At 72.2% G+C, this 19068-nt stretch carries 19 protein-coding genes and 1 pseudogene; 13 read left to right on the top strand and 7 right to left on the bottom strand.

All coding sequences use genetic code 11. The features are described 5' to 3' along the window. Positions 1 to 46: 46 nt before the first annotated feature. The 3 genes and pseudogenes from ABNG04_RS16095 (at position 47) to ABNG04_RS16085 (ending at position 2289) form a co-directional block, all read left to right on the top strand. Positions 47 to 1300 (top strand): twin-arginine translocation signal domain-containing protein, encoded by a 1254-nt coding sequence (locus ABNG04_RS16095; RefSeq protein WP_371163385.1) that lies wholly within the window; start codon positions 47 to 49, stop codon positions 1298 to 1300. 333 nt (positions 1301 to 1633) lie between these two features. Next, on the top strand, positions 1634 to 1876 hold the full coding sequence (locus tag ABNG04_RS16090; protein ID WP_371163384.1) for an antitoxin VapB family protein: 243 nt from the start codon (positions 1634 to 1636) through the stop codon (positions 1874 to 1876). Further along, positions 1876 to 2289, top strand: a pseudogene (locus ABNG04_RS16085) (PIN domain-containing protein). Before ABNG04_RS16090 ends, ABNG04_RS16085 begins: the two are co-directional and overlap by 1 nt. 32 nt (positions 2290 to 2321) lie before the next feature. Here ABNG04_RS16085 and ABNG04_RS16080 read toward each other — a convergent pair. Beyond that, positions 2322 to 4334: a MutS-related protein gene (locus ABNG04_RS16080; protein ID WP_371163383.1), complete on the bottom strand. Its 2013-nt coding sequence runs from the start codon at positions 4332 to 4334 to the stop codon at positions 2322 to 2324. 131 nt (positions 4335 to 4465) lie between these two features. Between ABNG04_RS16080 and larE the strand changes: the two genes are divergently transcribed. The 7 genes from larE (at position 4466) to ABNG04_RS16045 (ending at position 9578) form a co-directional block, all read left to right on the top strand. Then, positions 4466 to 5431 (top strand): ATP-dependent sacrificial sulfur transferase LarE, encoded by a 966-nt coding sequence (larE, locus tag ABNG04_RS16075; protein ID WP_371163382.1) that lies wholly within the window; start codon positions 4466 to 4468, stop codon positions 5429 to 5431. Positions 5432 to 5559: 128 nt separating this feature from the next. After that, a complete protein-coding gene (locus tag ABNG04_RS16070; RefSeq protein WP_371163381.1) occupies positions 5560 to 5763 on the top strand; it encodes a hypothetical protein in 204 nt (67 codons plus the stop codon). Positions 5764 to 5809: 46 nt separating this feature from the next. Continuing rightward, the gene (gene serB / locus ABNG04_RS16065; protein ID WP_371163380.1) at positions 5810 to 6460 is read left to right on the top strand and encodes a phosphoserine phosphatase SerB; all 651 of its coding nucleotides are present in this window, start codon (positions 5810 to 5812) and stop codon (positions 6458 to 6460) included. 137 nt (positions 6461 to 6597) lie between these two features. Then, the gene (locus ABNG04_RS16060) at positions 6598 to 7428 is read left to right on the top strand and encodes a lycopene cyclase domain-containing protein (protein WP_371163379.1); all 831 of its coding nucleotides are present in this window, start codon (positions 6598 to 6600) and stop codon (positions 7426 to 7428) included. Continuing rightward, a complete protein-coding gene (locus ABNG04_RS16055) occupies positions 7421 to 8584 on the top strand; it encodes a Brp/Blh family beta-carotene 15,15'-dioxygenase (protein ID WP_371163378.1) in 1164 nt (387 codons plus the stop codon). The genes ABNG04_RS16060 and ABNG04_RS16055 overlap by 8 nt, the downstream gene beginning before the upstream one ends. Positions 8585 to 8649: 65 nt before the next feature. Next, positions 8650 to 9288 (top strand): GNAT family N-acetyltransferase, encoded by a 639-nt coding sequence (locus tag ABNG04_RS16050; RefSeq protein WP_371163377.1) that lies wholly within the window; start codon positions 8650 to 8652, stop codon positions 9286 to 9288. Next, complete coding sequence (locus ABNG04_RS16045) at positions 9285 to 9578, top strand: DUF7861 family protein (RefSeq protein WP_371163376.1); 294 nt, start codon at positions 9285 to 9287, stop codon at positions 9576 to 9578. Before ABNG04_RS16050 ends, ABNG04_RS16045 begins: the two co-directional genes overlap by 4 nt. 52 nt (positions 9579 to 9630) lie before the next feature. On the opposite strand, the gene ABNG04_RS16040 is transcribed toward ABNG04_RS16045, so the two are convergent. The 3 genes from ABNG04_RS16040 to hisB all read right to left on the bottom strand — a co-directional run bounded on the left by ABNG04_RS16040 (position 9631) and on the right by hisB (position 13119). Next, complete coding sequence (locus tag ABNG04_RS16040) at positions 9631 to 11418, bottom strand: L-aspartate oxidase (RefSeq protein WP_371163375.1); 1788 nt, start codon at positions 11416 to 11418, stop codon at positions 9631 to 9633. Between the two features lie 127 nt (positions 11419 to 11545). Further along, a complete protein-coding gene (locus ABNG04_RS16035; RefSeq protein WP_371163374.1) occupies positions 11546 to 12433 on the bottom strand; it encodes a YkgJ family cysteine cluster protein in 888 nt (295 codons plus the stop codon). 89 nt (positions 12434 to 12522) lie between these two features. Then, complete coding sequence (hisB, locus tag ABNG04_RS16030) at positions 12523 to 13119, bottom strand: imidazoleglycerol-phosphate dehydratase HisB (protein WP_371163373.1); 597 nt, start codon at positions 13117 to 13119, stop codon at positions 12523 to 12525. A gap of 162 nt (positions 13120 to 13281) precedes the next feature. On the opposite strand from hisB, the gene ABNG04_RS16025 reads away from it, so the two are divergent. Continuing rightward, positions 13282 to 14697 (top strand): APC family permease, encoded by a 1416-nt coding sequence (locus ABNG04_RS16025; protein WP_371163372.1) that lies wholly within the window; start codon positions 13282 to 13284, stop codon positions 14695 to 14697. 1 nt (position 14698) lies between these two features. After that, positions 14699 to 15535, top strand: a complete 837-nt coding sequence (locus ABNG04_RS16020; protein ID WP_371163371.1) for a putative universal stress family protein — start codon at positions 14699 to 14701, stop codon at positions 15533 to 15535. Positions 15536 to 15571: 36 nt separating this feature from the next. Here the strand turns inward: ABNG04_RS16020 and hisA are convergent, their stop codons facing one another. From hisA to ABNG04_RS16005, 3 genes are all read right to left on the bottom strand, one after another. Then, positions 15572 to 16324 (bottom strand): 1-(5-phosphoribosyl)-5-[(5-phosphoribosylamino)methylideneamino]imidazole-4-carboxamide isomerase, encoded by a 753-nt coding sequence (gene hisA / locus ABNG04_RS16015; protein WP_371163370.1) that lies wholly within the window; start codon positions 16322 to 16324, stop codon positions 15572 to 15574. A 69-nt stretch (positions 16325 to 16393) separates the two neighbouring features. Further along, the gene (locus tag ABNG04_RS16010; RefSeq protein ID WP_371163369.1) at positions 16394 to 16672 is read right to left on the bottom strand and encodes a hypothetical protein; all 279 of its coding nucleotides are present in this window, start codon (positions 16670 to 16672) and stop codon (positions 16394 to 16396) included. 180 nt (positions 16673 to 16852) lie between these two features. Further along, complete coding sequence (locus ABNG04_RS16005) at positions 16853 to 17671, bottom strand: DUF6517 family protein (RefSeq protein WP_371163368.1); 819 nt, start codon at positions 17669 to 17671, stop codon at positions 16853 to 16855. A gap of 135 nt (positions 17672 to 17806) precedes the next feature. Here ABNG04_RS16005 and ABNG04_RS16000 point away from each other — a divergent pair, with 135 nt between their 5' ends. Then, positions 17807 to 19051 (top strand): thiamine ABC transporter substrate-binding protein, encoded by a 1245-nt coding sequence (locus ABNG04_RS16000; protein WP_371163367.1) that lies wholly within the window; start codon positions 17807 to 17809, stop codon positions 19049 to 19051. Positions 19052 to 19068 lie beyond the last annotated feature (17 nt).

Raw genomic sequence — 19068 nt, 5'->3', positions numbered from 1 at the left:
CGAAATTGGGGAAATATTTTTTATTGACACTTTCGGATGAATTCCCATGGAACGACGGTCGTTCCTCTCCGCAAGCGGTGTAACGGTCCTCGCGCTCGCGGCTGGACGCCCCTCCATCGCCGACGACAACGACGGCCCCGCGGCGGCCGTCGGGGCGTACTACCGACGAGCGAGCGCGAGCGAAGACAGCGAGGCGTTCGCGGAGGCGGTCCCGACGCTCGCGCACCCCGCGTCCCCCCTTTCGCAAGTCGCCGAGGACGTGCCGATGGCGTTCGACGAGACCGTCAGACAGGAGCTCTCCGAGACCGCGGTCGTCGCCGAGGACCTCTCGGCGGAGCAGATCCGCTCCATCTCCGGGTTCCTCTCGGCCGCGCTAAGCGACGAGGAGATCGAGTCGCTCGCGGCGGAGAACGCGGTCGTGTCGGCGACGGTCGTCGGGAGCGACGGCGACGAGACCGAGTTCCACTGGCTCGTCGCCACCGACGACGACGGCGAGTGGCGGGTCGTGTGGCCCGGCGCGCCGGAGGGACCGGTGGCGGCCGTCGAAGAGTACTACCGACGGGCGAGCGCGAGCGAGGACAGCGAGGCGTTCGCGGACGACGTGATCGCGATCGCACACCCCGCGTCTCCGCTCTCACGGGTCGCCGAAGACGTGCCGATGACGTTCGACGCCGCCGTCAGACAGGATCTCTCGGAGACCGCAGTCGTCGCCGAGGACCTGTCCGCGGACGAAATCCGCTCGATATCCGGGTTCCTCTCGGCCGCGCTAAGCGACGAGGAGATCGAGTCGCTCGCGGCGGAGAACGCGGTCGTGTCGGCGACGGTCGTCGACACCGACGGCGACGAGACCGAGTTCCGCTGGCTCGTCGCCACCGACGACGACGGCGAGTGGCGGGTCGTGTGGCCCGGCGCGCCGGAGGGACCAGTGGCGGTCGTCAGGGAGTACTACCGGCGGGCGGGCGAGGCCGAGAGCGCGACGGCGTTCGCCGAGGACGTGGCGGCGCTCGCGCACCGCGCCTCGCCGCTGAGCGAGGTGGCGGCGGACGTGCCCGGCCTCTTCGACGGGGCGCGGCGCCAGCGGCTCATCGAGGCGGCGGTCGTCGCGCGGGACGTGGACGCCGAGCGCGTCCGGAGCAGCTCCGACTTCTTCAGCGGGGCGGCGGACGACGAGGCGATCGAGACCATCGCCGCGGAGAACGCGATCGTCTCGGTGACGGTCGCGGGCGAGGGCGGCGACGAGTTCGAACTCGAGTGGCTCGTCGCGCCCGACGACGGCGAGTGGCGGCTCGTCTGGCTCTGAGGCGTGTCGAGGGGCGACCGCCGCGAGAACGTCGAAGCCGAACAGGGCGATGAGAGCCAACGTCGCGGCCGCGAGACCGACCGCGGCGCGGCGAGTCCGGTCGCGGGTTGAGATCGGGCGGGGCAACTGAACACCGACGCCGACCTGTGCCACCGAGAGGAGGATATCGAACGGGGGCGCGGTTGGCACGAATTCGGGATTTGACGAGAAATTATGAACGTACCGACGATAGCGGACGACTGAGGTAGTCACGGTTGTCGGTGCGGTCGATCAGGAGACGCGAGAGGCGCGTGCCCAACCCGCAAGACGCGTCGACGCGAACGTTGACACAAGATGGCGACGGCAGACGAGCAAATCCGGGTGAGCGGTCGGGTGAAACGGCTCCTCGACCGATATCGAAGCGGCGGTGAGAGTTACAACGACGTGCTCGAGCGACTGCTCTCGGAGCGGAGCGAGGGCGACTTCGACGAGGGGTTCGGGCTGCTGTCGGACGAGCAGGCCGACCGGATTCGCGAGGAACGACGGCGGGCCAAGTCGGAGCGAAAAGACCGGATGCGTCGGCTCGGCGAGGACTAGTGAAGGTCCTCGACGCGAACTTTCTCGTCGACTATCTGGACGGGGACCCGGCCGCCAAGCGCTTTTACGAGACAGAAGGCGGCGACCGGGAGGTGTAGATCGTTCCGGCCCCGGCGTACGCGGAGACGCTGGTCGGCGTGGGGAACCTCCCCGGTGCGTCCGTCGAGGAAGCGATCGACGCGCTCGCGTGGACCGAGGTGTACGCGGTCGACGAAGTGGTGTCCGAGGAGGCGGGGTACGTCACCGAAGCGGTCGGTTCCGAAGGACCGTTTCTCGACGGGGTGGACGCGACGGTCGCCGCCGTCGGACGCGAACTCGACGCGCCCGTGGTGTCCGCCGACGGCGACCTCACGCACGCCGAGACGCGGCGAGTGGTCGAGGTCGAGAACTACCGGACGATCGACGACGAGTAGGCCGCCGGCGCGGTCCGAACCGTCGCCGCCCCTCAGAACTTCTCCAACAGGTCGCCGTAGAACTCGCCGCCGCGGTCGTCGGCGAGCTTCTCGACGATGAGCTCCGGCGTCGACCGCGCGAGGTGGCCCTTCTTCGGCGAGCGGTTCACCCGGAGTTCGCCGTCGACGAGCCCCTCGGCCTCGATGCCGTCGACCGCGACCGCGAAGTCGGCGGCGTCGCGGATCTCGCGCGCGAGGTGAGAGACGAAGACGGCGGTCGTGTCCTGCTCGTCGAGCGCCTCCAGGATCCCCGCGATGATCTTCGCGGAGGCGCCGGGCTCGGTGATCGACTCGAGTTCGTCGACGAGGACGAGCCGCCCGTCCGCGCCGTCGACGAGGTCGCCGAAGTCGCGAAGCGTCGCCTCGAACGCGCCCGCGTCGAGGGTGCCCTGCGACTTCGCGTAGTAGTGAATCTCCTCAAACCGCTCGACGGTCGCCGACTCAGCCGGCACGGGCAGCCCCATCTGCGCGAGGACGACGACCAAGGCGACCAAGTCGAGCGTCGAGGTCTTTCCGCCGGAGTTCACCCCGGAAAGCAGCGTCGCGCCCGAGACGCCGTAGTCGACGGGCTCGACGGCCGCGAAGTCGACGTCGAGCAGCGGCGAGCGGCCCCCCTCGATGCGGAACCCCGACGACGCCGCTTCTCCCGGGCCGACGACCTCGGGCAGCGTACAGTCGAAGTCGCGCGCGAACCGCGCGATCGCGAGCTCGACGTCGAGCTCCAAGGCGTCGCGGACCAACGCTTCGACCGGCTCGCGGAGGTCGCCGAGGTCGCTCGCGAGGTCGGCCTTCAGCGTCGCCGCGCGGCGGTCGCGGGCCGCGGAAAGTTCGGTCCGGAGCCGCGAGACGGCGCTCTCGTCGTGGTCGACCGGGAAGGAGGGGTCGCCGCCGAAGACGCGCTCGGCGAGCTCCGCCTCCTCGGGCTCCAAGCGGAGCGCGTCGGCGAGGTGCTCGCGCGCGGCGTCGACCGCCGCGTCGTACTCGTCGGCGAGCTCGCGGTCCAGCAGCGAGTCCACGCGCGCGCCCTGCTCGACGAGGGAGAGGAAGTCGGTCCCCTCGATGGTGACGTCGCGCTCGCGGATCGCCTCGCGGAGCCGGTCGTCGGCGACGGACGCGGCCGTCGACACCGCGGCGTCGAGGTCGTCGACGGCGGCGGTCAGCCGGTCCAACTCCGCGTCGCCCGCGATCGTGCCATCGTCGTCGAGCCGCGAGAGCGCGTCGCGCAGCCGGTCGAGGTCGACGGGCGGGCCGCCCTCGGAGACCGGCTCGCCGGCCGCCGCGGCCGCCTCGTGGACCGCCGCGGCCGCCTCTAATCGCTCGCGGTTCTCGGCGAAGAAGGCCAGCAGCCGCTCGGGGACGGTCCCGGCCGGGCTTTCGAGGGCGTCCGGCCGCACGCTCACGTCGCCCTCCACGTCGAGCCCGGCGAACGATTCGTCTAAGACGATCACCGAGGCGTACGAACGGCCCAGCTCGGAGACATCGCGCGCGTCCTCGACGGTCTCGACGGAGAGCTCGGGAACCGCGGCCTCGGCGCGCGCGAGCGTCTCCGCGTCGGCGGTGGCGAGGCAGCGGTCGCGGACGCGGACCGTCGGGGGGTCAGCGAGTGGCGCGCAGTCAGCGAGCGCCTCGCGGACCGCCGGATCGGGGTCGCGCGCCGTCGCCGCGGCGGCGAACGACTGCGCCTCCTCGATCCGCGAGGCGGACGCGCTGGGGTAGAACGTCTCCAGGCGCTTTGCCGCGTAATCCGTGACGGTGCGCTCGCGCAGCAGGTCGATCGCCTCGCGGTACAGCTCGCGGGCGCGGTCGGTGGCGAGCACGCGCCCGTCGTCGCCGTGGCGGCGGCGGATCGCCCCGCGGGCGATGCGGGCCGCGCGGGCCTCGTTGACGCCCGGCGCGCGGGCGATTGCGGCCACGTCGCCGGATTCGACGGTCGCGGCCGGGTCGTCGAGCTCGCGCAGCGCCGCGGCCGTCTTGGCACCGACGCCGGGGATCGCCTCCAGCTCCATCTACTCGCCGGTATCGCGGCGACGGTCTAAAGCGTGCGGGTCGCTCCCGCGGTCCGGCGGCGCGCGTCTCCGGGCGAGGGGACGCGTGTCGGGTGCGACGCCCTTTTTCGCGCCCGCCGCGAACGCCTGCCATGAGTCAGGACGCGCGTGCCGTCGGGGACGGGTCGCTCGCCCCCGAGACGGCGGCAAAGGCGGCGAGCGCCCGCGAGGCGCTCGGCGAGCGCGACGGGGTCGTGATCGCGTTCTCGGGCGGCGTCGACTCCGCGGTGGTGGCGGCGCTGGCGGCGGACGCGCTCGGCGGCGACGCCGTGGCGTGTACCGCCCGCAGCGAGACGCTGCCGGCGGCGGAGCTCGACGACGCGAGGCGGGTCGCCGAGGAGATCGGGATCCGACACGAGACGGTGACGTTCTCCGAGCTCGACGACCCGAACTTCGTCGCCAACGACGGCGACCGGTGTTACCACTGCCGCACGATGCGGCTCGGCCGGATGTACGAGACGGCCAAGGAGCTGGGGATCGGTACTGTCTGCGACGGGACGAACGCCGACGACCCGGGTGAGGGGCACCGACCCGGGCTCCGCGCGGTCGAGGAGCTCGACGTCTTCTCTCCGCTGCTCGACGCCGGAATAACGAAGGAGGAGGTCCGCGCGATCGCCGAGTCGTACGACCTCTCCGTGGCCGACAAGCCGTCGATGGCGTGTCTCTCCTCGCGGATCCCGACCGGGCTGGAGGTCACCGAGGAGCGCCTGACCCGCGTCGAGAAGGCCGAGCGGGTCCTCCGCGAGTGGGGGTTCGAGGGGTTCCGCGTGCGCGACCACGACGGCCTCGCCCGCGTCGAGATCGCGCCCGACGAACTGGAGCGCGCGCTCGACCCCGCCTTCGCCGACGCCGTCCACGAGCACCTCTCGGACCTCGGCTTCGAGTACGTCACGCTTGACATGGCGGGGTACCGGACCGGCAGCGTGAGCCCGGGAGGCGACAGCGAGGAGAGCGCGGACGGCGACGACACGGATGGCGACGACGAAGTGATCGACGACGCCGGGGAGAGCCGGTCGCCGGACGACGGGGTCGACATCGGCCAACAGTACCCGCGCTGAGTCGCGGCCCGCGTGACTGCCGCGGCACTCGCCCGCTCAACGCCGGGGCGCCGACGGTCGCTCGCCGCGTTATCACCGGAGAGAACCTGGCGGGAACGCTTATAAACCGTGTTATTCAATCGACACCTATGCGCGAGGCGCAGACGCTGGCGGTGATCGCCGGCGGCGTCGGCGGAGCCGTCGGGGCCTTCGTCGGCGTCGCCGTCGGGAACTCCGTCATGTCGGTGACGCTGACGACCCTCGGAGTGGCGACCGTGGTCGGCGTCGGGGTCATCGCGAGCGCGGTCATCGCCGGGGACGTCCAGTTCCTCGCCGACGCCGACGGCGAGTGAGCCGCCGACCGCGCGCTTCAAGGCCCCGCCGCGACGAACGAGTCCCATGAGTCTCATCGCGTTCGACTTCGACGGGACGCTCTCCGACTCCGAGATGACGGTCCTGCTCGCCGAGCGGGCGGGCGTCGCCGACGAGGTGGCCGAGATCACCGAGCGGGCGATGAACGACGAACTCAGCTACGCAGAGAGCCTCTACCGGCGCGCGGCGCTGCTGGAGGGGCTCCCGGCGGCCGACGTCGAGGACGCGTTCGACGCGGTCCGGATCCGCCCCGGGGCCGCGCGCCTCATCGACCGACTCCGCGATGAGGGACACCACGTTGCCGTGCTCACGGGCGGGTTCGAGCGCGGCGTCGAGTCGGCGCTGGCCCGCGAGGGCGTCTCCGTCGATACGATCGTCGCGAACCGACTCCCGACCGACGCCGACGGCGCGCTCACCGGCGAGGCCGAGGGGCCGCTCATCGAGGGGACGAAGGACGACGCGCTCGCCGACCTCGCGGCGGAGGTGGAGGTCCCGATGGCCGAGACCGTGGCGGTCGGCGACGGCGCGAACGACCTCCCGATGCTGGAGGTCGCGGGGCTCGCCGTCGGCTTCGTCCCCAAGTCCGCGGTGCGACCGGTCTGCGATGCGGTCGTCGCCTCGATGTACCGGCTCGGGAAGGTGTTGGAGTCACACGGCGTGCTTGCGGACGCGGCGTGAGGACGCGCCGAGACGCCCGACTGCGGCGGCGGGGTGGCCCCCGCCCACAGCGTTCGATACCTGACCATGTTTGGCTCAAGGGTTAATGAACGACGCACCGAAGGTATTGCCATGAGCGTCCTCGCCGGGGTGATCCGATGCTACCGACGCTGACGTACCTCCAGTTCCACCTCGTCTTCAGTCTCCCCGTGTTGGCCCTCCTGTGGTACCTCGCGCCGCGGTACGACGCCGTCCGGCGGCGACGCGCGACGGTCGGGATCGCGATCCTCGTCGCCATCGCGTACATTTACACGACGCCGTGGATCAGCTACATGATCCGCCGTGGTGCGTGGTGGTACGCCGACGGCGCGGTGCTCGTCCGCGCGCTGTCGATCCCCCTCGGCGAGTACCTCTTCTTCACCATCCAGACCGTCGTCACCGCGTTCGCGCTCCACCTGATCGGGTTCGACCCGACGTTCCGCGAGGGCGACTTCGACCGGAGACCCCGGATCGCCGGGGTCCTCGCGGGGGTCGCGATGGTCGTCGTGGGGCTCTGGCTCACGACCGTCGACCCCTCGTACCTCTACCTCGGCGGGCTGATCGCGTGGGTGGGTCCCGTCTTCGCGCTCCAGTGGTCCGTCGGCGGCGGGTACCTCGTCCGCACGCCGCGGATGTGGCTCGCGGCGACGCTGATCCCGGCCGCGTACTTCTGGGTCGCGGACCGGATCGCGATCGCCATGGGAACGTGGCAGCTCTCGACCGAGTTCACGACCGGGATCGCCGTCCTCGGGCTGCCGATCGAGGAGATGCTGTTTTTCGCCGCCGCCGGCGTGATGACGGTCAACGGGCTCGTCCTCTTCGAGTGGGTGCTGGATTGGAACGACCGGCGAGGCGCGGTCGCGGAGCCGGCCCCGCAGGGCGAGTCCGAGCGGGACGTGCCCGGTCCGGAGCCGCCGACCGACCCGGATCCCGACGTGGTCGATGACTGAGGCGTCGTCGACGGGCGCGACCGAGTCCCGCCGCGGATCTGCCCGCGAGCGCGACTCCGAGGGGACGACGGACGCGCGGGGCGAGCCCGGAACCGCGGAGGCGAGGGTCGGATCGACTGCCGCCGCCGAGCGGGTCGACCGCTGGTTCGCGCGCCGCCCGGCGGTGGCGCTGGCCGCGCTGTTGCCGATCGGGGCCGTTACCCCTCTGTTTCCGGTCGAAGTCGGCGTCGCGACCTTCGCGCTCGGCACCCTCGTCGTCGGGATGGCGCACGGCGCGGTCGACCACTTGGTCCCGCTCCGAGGCGCGCCGGACGTGTCGCTCCGGCGGTCGATCGTCGTCGTCTCCCTGGTTTACGCGGCCCTCGGCGGCGCGGTCGTCGCCGCGTTCTTCGTGGCGCCCGTCGCCGCGTTCGTCGGTTTCATCGCGCTCACGTGGCTCCACTGGGGGCAGGGCGACGTGGCGACGCTCGCCATCGCCGGCGTCGACCACCTCCCGTCGTCGGCGGAGCGGTGGCTGGCGCTCGCGGTCCGGGGCGGCCTGCCGATGGGCGTCCCCCTGCTCGCGCACCCGGAGGAGTACCGGCTGGTGGCCGAGTGGATCGTCGGGCTGTTTCTCGTCGACGCCGGCGCGGCCGCGACCGCGGTTGAGCCGCTGTTCACGCCCGCGGTGCGGATCGGCGTCGGCGTCGGGATGGCGGCCGCGACGCTGGCGTCCGTCGCCCTCGGCTACCGCCGGGTCCGAGACGGGCGCGACGCCGGCGGCTGGCACCGCGACGTCGGCGAGCTCGCGGTCCTGTGGGCGTGGTTCCTGCTCGCCGCGCCGGTGTTCGCGATCGGGGTGTACTTCGCGCTGTGGCACGCGCTCCGGCACGTCGGGCGGCTCGTCTTGGTCGACCCCGAGGCCGCCGGCGCGGCGTCGGCCGGCGACGCCGTCGGCGCGCTCGCCCGCTTCGGGCGGGACGCCGCGCCGCTGACGCTCGGCGGCTTCCTCGTGGTCGCCGCGGTCGGGGTCTCGGTGCCGGCGGGCGTGGCGGCGCCGGGCGACCTGCTGGCGGTGTCGCTGGTCGCCATCGCCGCGATGACGCTGCCCCACGTGGTCGTCGTGGCGTGGCTCGACCGGCGGCAGGGCGTCTGGCGGCCGGGCGCCGGCGCGTGAGGCGAGCGGTACGCGCGGTGCCGACACCGCACCGTTCTTTATCGGCGACTGCGTCTCTCCGACAGATGGACGAAATCGCGATCCGTGACCCCCGGCCGGCGGACGCCGAGCCGCTGGAGGAACTCATCACCTCGCACTTCAGCGAGGGGAGCTCCTACGGCGTCGACCTCGGGATCGGCGACCCGACGTACCGCGTGCTGGTCGCGGTCGAGGCGGACGCGGGCGGCGACGCCGAGGGAGCCGAAGTCGAGAGCGACCGTGACGGCGAGAGCGACGACGTGATCCTCGGCGTCATGGCGCTCCGCGAGTTCGACGACCCGACCGACGTGGCCGAGGAGATGTACTTCTTCGACGACCCCAACCTGCTCCCCGCCGCGGAGCTGTACGGCCACTTGGAGATGGGGTACGTCCGGGACGGCGCGACGGGTCGCGGGATCGGGAGCCGGCTGCTCAAGCGGCTCCACGAGGTCGGCGCGGAGCGGGGCGTCGACCTGTTCCTCGCGGACTCGTGGTACCACGGCGGCGACGATTCGCCGGAGCGGCTGTTCGACGCGCACGGCTACGAGACGGTCCACCGCGAGCCGATCGAGCGCCCCGCGGCGGAGTGTCCGAAGTGCGAGGAGACGTGTACCTGCGAGGGCGCGCTCGCCGTGCGGCGCGTCGATGGGAGAGGAAGTGCGAGCGCAGCCGAGGCGGGCCGGTGAACCACGACCGCGTCCACGCCCGGGAGCCGTCGCACCACGTCGACCGGTGGACGGTCGGCGTCGTCGAGTCGATCGGCGAGCGCGACGGGCACTGCGTCGTGACGGTTCGGCCGGTCGCGCCGGAAGGGGAAGCGAATGGGGACGAGAAATCGGAGGACGCGGGGCGCGGGGAGCCGGTCAAGCTGACGCTCACGCTCGCCGTGCGGGACCTGTTCGTGAGCCGGCTCCCGATCGACGACGGCGAGTCGCCGGTCGGCGAGCGCGTCTGGTACCGGGAGCGGGGCGGATGAGCGAGCTGGGCAAGTGAGCGGATAGCCCGCGCCCCCGCGAGCGTCGACGCCGCTACTCCAGCTGGTGGTAGTCCAGCTCGTGGCCCTCGTCGAGGGCGGCCTGGACGGCCTCGCTCGGCTCGTCGACCGATTCGGTGCGGAGCGTCATGCCGCCGACGTCGGCCGCGTCGAAGTAGACGTTGCGCCGCCAGTCGGGGTCAACGTCGGGGTAGTCGGTGCGGTAGTGGGCGCCGCGCGACTCCTCGCGTTCGAGCGCGCCGCGGAGCACCGCCTCGGCGGCGACGAGCATGAAGCCGACGTCGACCGCGAGCTCGAACGACTCGCTGGTGACGGGGCCGACGCGCATGTCCGCCGCGCGGTCGCGCACGTCGGCGAGGCGGTCGAGCCCCTCGCGGAGCGACGCCTCGTCGCGGAGGATGCCCGCGTGCTCCCACATCAGCTCGCGCAGGTCGGCGAGCACCGCGTCCACGTCGTGGGCGCCGTCGTTGTCCGCCATCGCGCGCAGGTCGCGGAGGTGCGGCTCGACGAGCCCCTCGCGGAGGGCGTCGGGCACCGCGCCCGGGCCGTCGACGCGGTCGGCGATCCGCTCGCCGGCGACGACGCCGTACGCGACCGTCTCGGCCAGCGAGTTGCCGCCGAGCCGGTTCGCGCCGTGGACGCCCGCCATCGTCTCCCCGATGGCGAAGAGGCCGTCCACGTCGGTCTCACCGTGATCGTCGACGGCGACGCCGCCCATCCCGTAGTGGGAGGTTGGCGCGACCTCGACGGGCTCCTCCGCCATGTCCACGCCGAGGTCGTCGAACCGCTCGTACATCCGGGGGAGCCGCTCCTCGATGAACTCGGCGTCGCGGTGGGAGATGTCGAGGAAGACGCCGCCGTTCTCCGTGCCGCGCCCCTCGGCGACCTCGCGGGCGATCGCTCGGGCGACCACGTCGCGGGCGTCCAACTCCATCTGGTCGGGCGAGTAGCGCTCCATGAAGCGCTCGCCCTCCGCGTTGAACAGGCGGCCGCCCTCGCCGCGGACCGCCTCGGTCACGAGGCGGCCGCTCCACGGCTCCCACTCGGGGTCGTCCTCGTCGACCGCCATCCCGGTCGGGTGGAACTGCATGAACTCCATGTCCATCAGCGACGCCCCGGCGTCGTACGCCAGCGCCGCGCCGTCGCCGTTGTTCTCGTCGTCGCGGGAGGTGTGGCGGTCGTAGACGGCGGCGTGGCCGCCGGCGGCGAGGACGACCGTCCCCGCGTTGAAGAGGACGAACTCCCCGTCGTCCATGTCGAAGCCGACCGCGCCGCGGACCTGCTCCCCGTCGGAGACCAGCTTCGTTATCATCACGTTCTCGCGATAGGGGACCGACAGCTCCTGCGCGCGGTCGACGAGCGTGTTTAGCAGCGACTCGCCGGTGTGGTCACCGGCGAAGGCGGTGCGGCGGAACGACTGCGCGCCGAAGAAGCGCTGGTCGATCTCGCCGTCGTCGGTACGCGAGTACTCCATCCCCCAGTCGTCGAGCTCGCGGAGCCGCTCGGGCATCTGTTCGGTCACGGTCTCGACCTTCGCGGGGTCGTTGACCATGTGGCCCTCGTTGAGCGTGTCCGCCGCGTGGATCGCGGGCGAGTCCTCGGGGTCGTGGGTCCCGAGCGCGCCGTTGATCCCGCCGCGGGCCCACGTGGTGTGGGCGTCGCCGTGCCCGCGCTTCCCGAGGACGAGCACGTCGTCGACGCCGCGCTCGGCGAGTTCGATCGCGGTGCGCGCGCCCGCCGCGCCGGCACCGACGACGAGGACGGACACGTCCTCGCGTGCGTACTCGACCGGCTCGTCGTCGACCGGTGTGCGTTCAGCCATGAGAGTAGATACGGTCCACACACGGGTAAGCTTCACGCGCGTGTGCGCACGCTCGCGCACGCAAGCGCGAAGCGGGTCGGTTCGAGCGCCGCTCCGCGGAGGAGGGACCGCCGCCGTCTCGCTCCCGTCAGTCCCACCCGGGCGTGCCGGACGCGCCGGCGTCGTCTTCGATCTCGCGGACGAGTCGGTCGCGCTCGTCGCCAGCGCGGTCGACGCGGTCGCCGTCGTCACCGGCCCGGTCGGTCCACTCGCGGATCGCCGCCCCGACCCACGAGTCGGCGTCGCGAGCGCGCGCCCGAGCCTCGGCCATCCGGTCGCGGTTCACGGACAGCGACCCGGGGCGGGAGCCGACGGCGGCACCGAGGAACCGAGCGCGGTCATCGGCGTCGGCCCGGCCGTCGCGGAGCCGCGCGACGACGCCGTCGAGGGCCTCGGGGTCGGGGTACGCGAACACGGACGCCCCGAGCGCCTGCGGCCCGAACGCCGGCGCCGGGAGGTCCGCGGGCGGGTCGTCGTCGAGGAGGCGGTCGCCGCCGCCGGCGGCCTCGACGCGCTCGCACTCGGTCTCGGCGCCGAGTTCGAGGTTGTGGCCAGGGTACGTCGCGCAGGTCCGGGGATACCGGTCGGTGTCGTGGATCCGACACTGGAGGGTGGTCGGGTCGAGGAAGGCGCAGGCGTCGAGCCAGCGCGGCTCGTCGGTCCCGATCGGCGCGACGGGCTTCGGGGGCTTCCGGAGGCCGACGACGAAGACGGGGCGACCGTCGGCGGCGGCGAGGTTGACCCCGTCAACTCGGACGCTGTCGTCGCGCTCGGCCGGCTCGAACAGCCGCGGGACGAGGGCGTCGGCAAGCCCGTCGTCGACGAAGCGGGCGACCTCGTCGCGGGTGAGCGGCGCGAGGCCGTACACGTCGTCGAGCGGGGGGCGCGGTCCGGCACGGTCGCCGTCGGCCGCCGCCAGGTCGAGCGGCCGCCAGTCGACGCAGCAGCCGGCGCACCCCTCACAGCGGAGTTCCATACGACTGTGTTAACGACTCGCGTGGTAATAAGTGGTCGGCGGGAGCGCGCGAGCGCGGCCGGCGGGCGAGAGGCGCGACCGACGCGCGCTCAGAGTTCGCCCTTCGTGCTGGGCGTGTCGCTGCGGCGCTCGTCGAGGCGGGTGGCGTCGTCGAGCGCGCGCGCCAGCGCCTTGAACAGCGCCTCCACTTCGTGGTGGGCGTTGTCCCCGCGCTCGACCGCGGCGTGGAGCGTCAGGCCGGCGTTGTGCGCCAAAGAGAGCACGAAGTGGTCGGCCATGACGCTCGTGAACTCTCCGACCGACTCCTGGGAGAACGCGCCGTCGAACTCGTAGTACGGCCGCCCGGCCACGTCGACGACGACGCTCGCGACCGCCTCGTCGAGGGGAACTCGGCGGTCGGCGTAGCGCCGGATGCCGCGCTTGTCGCCGAGCGCCTCGTCGAACGCCTCGCCGAGGCAGATCGCCACGTCTTCGACGGTGTGGTGGTCGTCGATGTCGAGGTCGCCGTCGCAGCGGACCGTGAGGTCGAAGAGGCCGTGCTTCGCGAACGACTCGAGCATGTGGTCGTAGAAACCGACCCCTGTGTCGACCTCGCTGTCGCCGTCGCCGTCGACCGCGAGCGTGAGTTCGATGGTCGTCTCGCTCGTCTCGCGGGTGACGGCCGCGGTCCGGTCGTGGTCGCTCATACCGGCCCGTCGCGGGGGATTCGTAAGTCGGTTGCGGGTGACGCGGGGGCCACGGCGACCGACTGGCGGCGGTCCCGGTCCGCGTTGGGGCAGGCGGATCGGGTCAGTCGGACCGGGGCCGGCGGTGGATATTTGTCGCGTCGGTGAGGCGTTTCTACACGTATGGACGGCTCCGAGCCCGCCGAGACGCGCGACACCGCGCCTTCACCTCCCGACGTCGAAAACCCCGACGCCGTCGACGCGGACACCGGAGAGGGGGAGCTCGAACGGACGATCGGGCTCGCCGGCGGCCTCGCGATCGGCATCGGCACGATGATCGGCGCGGGGATCTTCGTGTTCCCGGGGCTCGCGGCCGAGAACGCCGGACCGGCGGCCGCCGCGTCGTTCGCGATCGGCGCGGTGGTCGCCCTGCTGGTCGCGCTGCCGGCCGCCGAGCTCGCCACGGCGATGCCGCGCAGCGGCGGGGGCTACTTCTTCATCTCGCGGGGGTTGGGCACGGGCCCGGGTGCGGTGGTCGGGCTCGGCCTCTGGCTCGGGCTCGTGTTCGCCTCCGCGTTCTACCTCGTCGGGCTCGGGAGCTACGCCGGGCAGGTGTTCCTCGAGGCGGGGATCGCGCTCCCGATCGACCCCGCGGTCCCGCTCGGCGTCGCGTTCGGGGTCGGGCTCACCGCGCTCAGCATCTTCGGGACGGAGAACACGGCGGCGCTCCAGAACGCGATCGTGATCGTGTTGCTCGTCATTCTCACGCTGTTCCTGAGCTACGGGAGCCTCGACGCGCTGGGCGTGTTCGGGACCGAGAGCACCCCCGAGCGCTTCTTCCCGCCCGGCGGGGCGCTGCCGGTCCTCCAGACCGCCGCGCTCGTGTTCACGTCGTACCTCGGCTTCGCGCAGGTCGCGACGGTCGCCGGCGACATCAAAGAGCCCTCGCGGAACCTCCCGCTGGCGATGGTCGGCTCCGTGGTCGTGGTCGGCGTCTTCTACGTCGTCACCATCTTCGTGGCGACGAGCGCGTTCGGGAGCGCGCGGCTCGGCGAGTTCGGCGAGACCGCGATGGTCGAGGTCGCCCGCGAGTTCGTCGGCTTCCCCGGCGCGCTCGCCATCGTGATCGCCGGGCTACTGGCGACGTTCTCCAGCGCGAACGCGTCGATCCTTAGCGCGTCGCGGGCGGTGTACGCGGTGAGCAGCGACGATCTCATCCCCGAGGCGGCCAGCCGGATCAACCTCGCGTACGGGACCCCGCACGTCGCCTTGGGGCTCGCCGGCGGCCCGATCGTCGCGCTCGCGGCGACGGGGCAGGTGGAGCTGCTCGCGGAGGTGGCGTCGTTCCTCCACCTCGTGATGTACGGGCTGCTCTGCGTCGCGCTGGTCCGGCTCCGCCGCGAGCGGCCCGACTGGTACACCCCCGCGTTCCGCTGTCCGGCCGGGATCCCCGTCGCCGCCGTCGGCGGGGTCGCGAGCTTCGCGCTCATCGCGTTCATGCAGCCGGCGTCGATCGGCGTCGGCGTCGCGATCATGGTCGCCGCCTACGGCTGGTACCGGTACTACGCGACCGACGTGGAACTGAGAGGTGACTTCTGAAATGCCCGACACACCCGCGAACGACGACGAGGCACAGCCCGGGACCGGCGAGGACGCCGCAGGTCCCGAAGCCGACGGCGAGGCACCGCCCGAGGCCGGCGGGAACGCGCAGCCAGACCCCGACCGACCGTCGGTGTTGGTCCCGCTGGCGGTGTTAGAGGGGGAGTCGCTTCCCCCCGGGACGCCCGAACTGCTCGCGAACGCCCGCGTCGTGCTGCTCGGCTACCACGTGATCCCCGACCAGACCGCGACCGAGCAGGCGCGCGAGCAGTTCGGCGACAAAGCCATGTCGAAGCTCGACGAGTTCGCGGCCCGGCTCACCGCGGCCGGGGCCGACGTCGAGACGCGGCTCGTGTTCACTCACGACAGGGAGACGACGGTCGACCGGCTCAGCTACGAGTACGACTGCCTCGCGGTGTTGGTCCCGAACAGCACGGACCGTGTAGAGTCGGTTCTCGTGGCGCTCCGCGGGACCGTCGGCGCCAGCCGGAACGCCCGGCTCGTCGCCGGCCTGTTCGCCGAGGCGGGCGTCGCGGTGACGCTGTACCACGCGCTCGACGAGGGGGAGTCCCGCGGCGACGGCGAGGCATTTCTGAAGGGGGTGAAAAGCGACCTCGCCGAGCGCGGGGTCGAACTAGACCGGATCGAGACGGTGGTAGAGACCGGTGACATCCCGATCGACGACATCGCGAGCCGGGCCGAGTCGCACGACGCGGTCGTGATGGGCGAGACCGACCCGTCGGTCACCACGTTCGTCTTCGGGATGCCGTCGGAGCAGCTCGCCGAGCGCTTCCTCGGCCCGGTGTTAGTCGTCCAGCGCGAGCGACCCGAGGAGTGACCGGCGCGCCGCGGGCTGCCGCACAACGGGATCGACTCAGCTCCCGTCCGCGGCCGCCTGCGCCTCTCGGAGGGTGAACTCGCCCTCGTACAGTGCGGTGCCGACCACGACCGCAGCCGCGCCCGCCGTCTTCAGCGCGACCACGTCGTCGACGCTCGCGACGCCGCCGGAGGCGATCACCGGGATGTCGACCGCGTCGACCACGCTCGCGACCGCCCCGCGGTCGATCCCCTCCAGCTGCCCCTCCACGTCGACGTTCGTGAACAGGATCGCGCCAGCCCCCAGTTCCTCGTAGCGCGCGGCGGCCTCGGCGGGGTCCAGTCCGGTCCCCTCGGTCCACCCGGACACCACGACCTCGCCGTCCTTCGCGTCGAGGCTGACGACGACGCTTCCGGGGTGGGTATCATCGATCTCGGCGACGATCTCGGGCGTCTCGACCGCTGCGGTCCCGAGGATGACGCGGTCGAGCCCCAAGTCGAGGAGCTCGCGCGCACCCGCGGCGGTGCGGATGCCGCCGCCGAGCTGGAGGCCCACCCCGTCGGCGCCGTCGCCGCCGACCGCTTCCACGACTGACTCGATCGCGTCGGCGTTGACCCGCTCGCCCTCGAACGCCCCGTCGAGGTCGACGAGGTGGAGCGTCCCGGCGCCGGCATCGACCCAGCGCTCGGCGGCCGCGACCGGGTCGCCGTAGCGTTTGCCCGTCCCGCGCTCGCCGCCGACCAGCTGGACGACCTCGCCGTCTTGGACATCGACAGCGGGGATCACTTCGAACTCCGGGAAGTGGCTCATGCGCCACGAGAGCCGGCGGCGGCGATTAAACCGGTCGGTTCGGGACGAAACGTGCGGGGTCGACTCCGGCTACGTCAATGCGATTCGCGCGCCGACGGCGACGCACGTCAGCGCGAGCCCGGCGAGCGCGACCGTCGTCCGGCGGCGTCCGTCGTCGTCACGGCCGGAGTCGAACCCGCGGAAGCCGGTCAGCACGCCGAGGCCGACCGCGACCGCGGAGAGGCCGCCGGCGAGCGCCAGCGTCGTCCAGGGTTCGAGTCCGTGCTGTATCGCGTCTCGCGCGGCCGTTCCGGCGAGCAGTACGCCGGTCGCTATCGGGGCCGCGGCCGTCGACGTGTCGGAGGGCATGGGTCGTACGTTTCAGGTGAGAAACAAAAGTGGTGGGATCTCGCAGGAGTCGCGTGCGGGACGGTGTGAACGCGGTACTGCCTTCTCCCGATACGCACGCTCCGGAGACAGGGCATTCCGGAGGGAGTACGCGGAGAGTGGCGATCGCAGAGAGCCGAGGAGTGTTGACTTGCTGCCCGCTCACACCACCGAGATGAGCAGCTGCGAGACGTCCTCGTCGTAGGCGGCGGGGTCGGCAGCGAGCGTCTCGGCGGTCTCCGCGTCCGTGAGCTCCGTCACCGCGCGCTCGGCGTCGACCGAGTTGGGCAGCGATTCCTCGAAGACCGCGAGGAGCGGTTCGGTCGGGTACGCGCCGCCGGCGACGATCACGTCAGTCCCGTCGTGCCACACGCCTAGCCGGGCCCCGACCTCGAGGAGCCCCTCCACGCCGGTGGTGGAGCCGGTCGGGAGCGAGACCGCGCCGTCGACCGCGTACTCCGCGGTCAGCCGCCACACGGTGGCCGTGTGGCCGGAGCGGACAGTGGAGATCCCCTCGTCGGCGATCTCGACGTTCTCGATCCCGGCGCTCCGGAGCTGCCCGTGGAAGGCGTCGGTCGCCGCCGTCTCCACCCGGCTCAGTATCCTGTCCCGGCCGATCTCGGCCGGAAGCCGGTCGACGGCGGGGCGGAGGTCGATCCGCGTCGCGAAGAAGACGACGGGCGACCCGTCGGCGTCGACCGTGTCGACGAGCGCGTCGGCGACGGGCGCGTACTCGAAGACCCGCGTGTGTTCGAGCGCCTGAACGGTGACGGGCCCGTACGACTCCGCGAACACGGCGCGTTCGGACTCGTCGGTCCGGCGCCAGTCGTCGATCCGGTCGCTCGTCACCTCGGGGGCCGGCACGGGGCCGTCGCGGCCGCCGAGACAGCCGGCGAGCCCGGCGACGCCGACCGCCGCGCCGCCGGCGAGCAGGCGGCGTCGGGTGGTCCGCGTTGGCCGCGCCCCGGTGTTCTCGTCCATGGATCGAGGAGGTCCGCGCGGAGTAAATGGATGTCGGCGGGCGAGGCGAGGAAGGCGGCCGGCGCGCCCGCTCGGGGACGGCGCGGCGGACGAGGACGGATCCCTTATGTAACCACCGAGTACAACAACCGAGTGATGACCACCGACGAGAGCGAGACGCGGCGGCGACGCGCCCGACCACACACCCGACGGCGGTTCCTGACTGCGGCCGGGGCGGCGGGGGCCGTCGCGCTCGCTGGCTGTAGCGCGGAGCAGGTCGACGACGGGAGCAACGGCGGCGACGGGTCCGGAGACGGCGGGGACGGATCCGGCGGCGGAAACGAGACGGACGACGGCGACGACGGCAGCGACGAGACCCCGACGCTGACGGTGGCGACGTACTCGAGCTTCATCGACGCGCCCTCCGTGAGCCCCGGCGAGTGGCTCAAAGAGGAGTTCGAGAGTCGGTACGACGCCGAGCTGGAGTGGGCGACGCCCGACAACGAGGTGAACTACTACGTCGAGCGCGCGGCCTCCGGGGCCGGCATCGACGCCGACGTCTACGTCGGGCTCACCACGGAGGACCTCGTGCGCGTCGACGAACAGATCGACGGCGACCTCTTCGCCGAAGCGGGCGAGGTCGACGGCCGCGACACCGTCAAGCAGGGGCTCCGGTTCGACCCGTTCGACCGGGCGGTCCCGTTCGACACCGGCTACGTGAGCCTCGTGTACGACAGCACGACTACGGAGGCGCCCGAGACGTTCGACGGGCTCCTCGACGACGAGCACGCGGGCACGCTCATCGCGCAGAACCCCGGGGCCTCCTCCACCGGGCGCGCGTTCCTCCTCCACACGATCAACCGATTCGGCGACGGCGGCGTCGCGAGCGACGGCGACGGGGAGACGGTCGAGGGCGAGGACGGTGACCCCGACTACGACTACCTCGACTACTGGGCGGATCTTCAGGAGAACGAGGTGCGCGTGCTGGGGTCGTGGGACGACGCGTACGCGGCCTGGAGCGAGGGCGAGGCCCCGGTGGTCGTCTCCTACTCCACCGACCAAGTGTTCGCGAACATGGAGGGCGCGAACCTCGACGAACACCAGATCCGCTTCCTGAACGACCAGGCGTATGCGAACCCAGAGGGAATGGCCGCGTTCGCCGACGCCGACGAGCCGGAGCTCGCCCGACAGTTCATGTCGTTCATGCTGGAGCCGGACGTCCAGGGCGAGATCGCCCAGCGCAACGTCGCGTTCCCCGCGGTCGACGGCGCGGACCTGCCGAGCGATTACGCCGAGCTGGCCCAGGAGCCGGCCGACCCGGTGACGTTCACCTACGACGAGCTCCAGGGCTCGGTCGACGCGTGGGTCGAGGCCTGGGAGCGGCAGTTCGCCGGGAACTAAGCGCGTGGCAGACGAGG

The organism is Halorubrum miltondacostae, from assembly GCF_041379815.1.
GTDB classification, from domain to species: Archaea; Halobacteriota; Halobacteria; order Halobacteriales; family Haloferacaceae; genus Halorubrum; species Halorubrum miltondacostae.
Note: the sequence above shows the minus strand (reverse complement) of the source record. Positions and strands in the feature narration are given on the sequence as shown.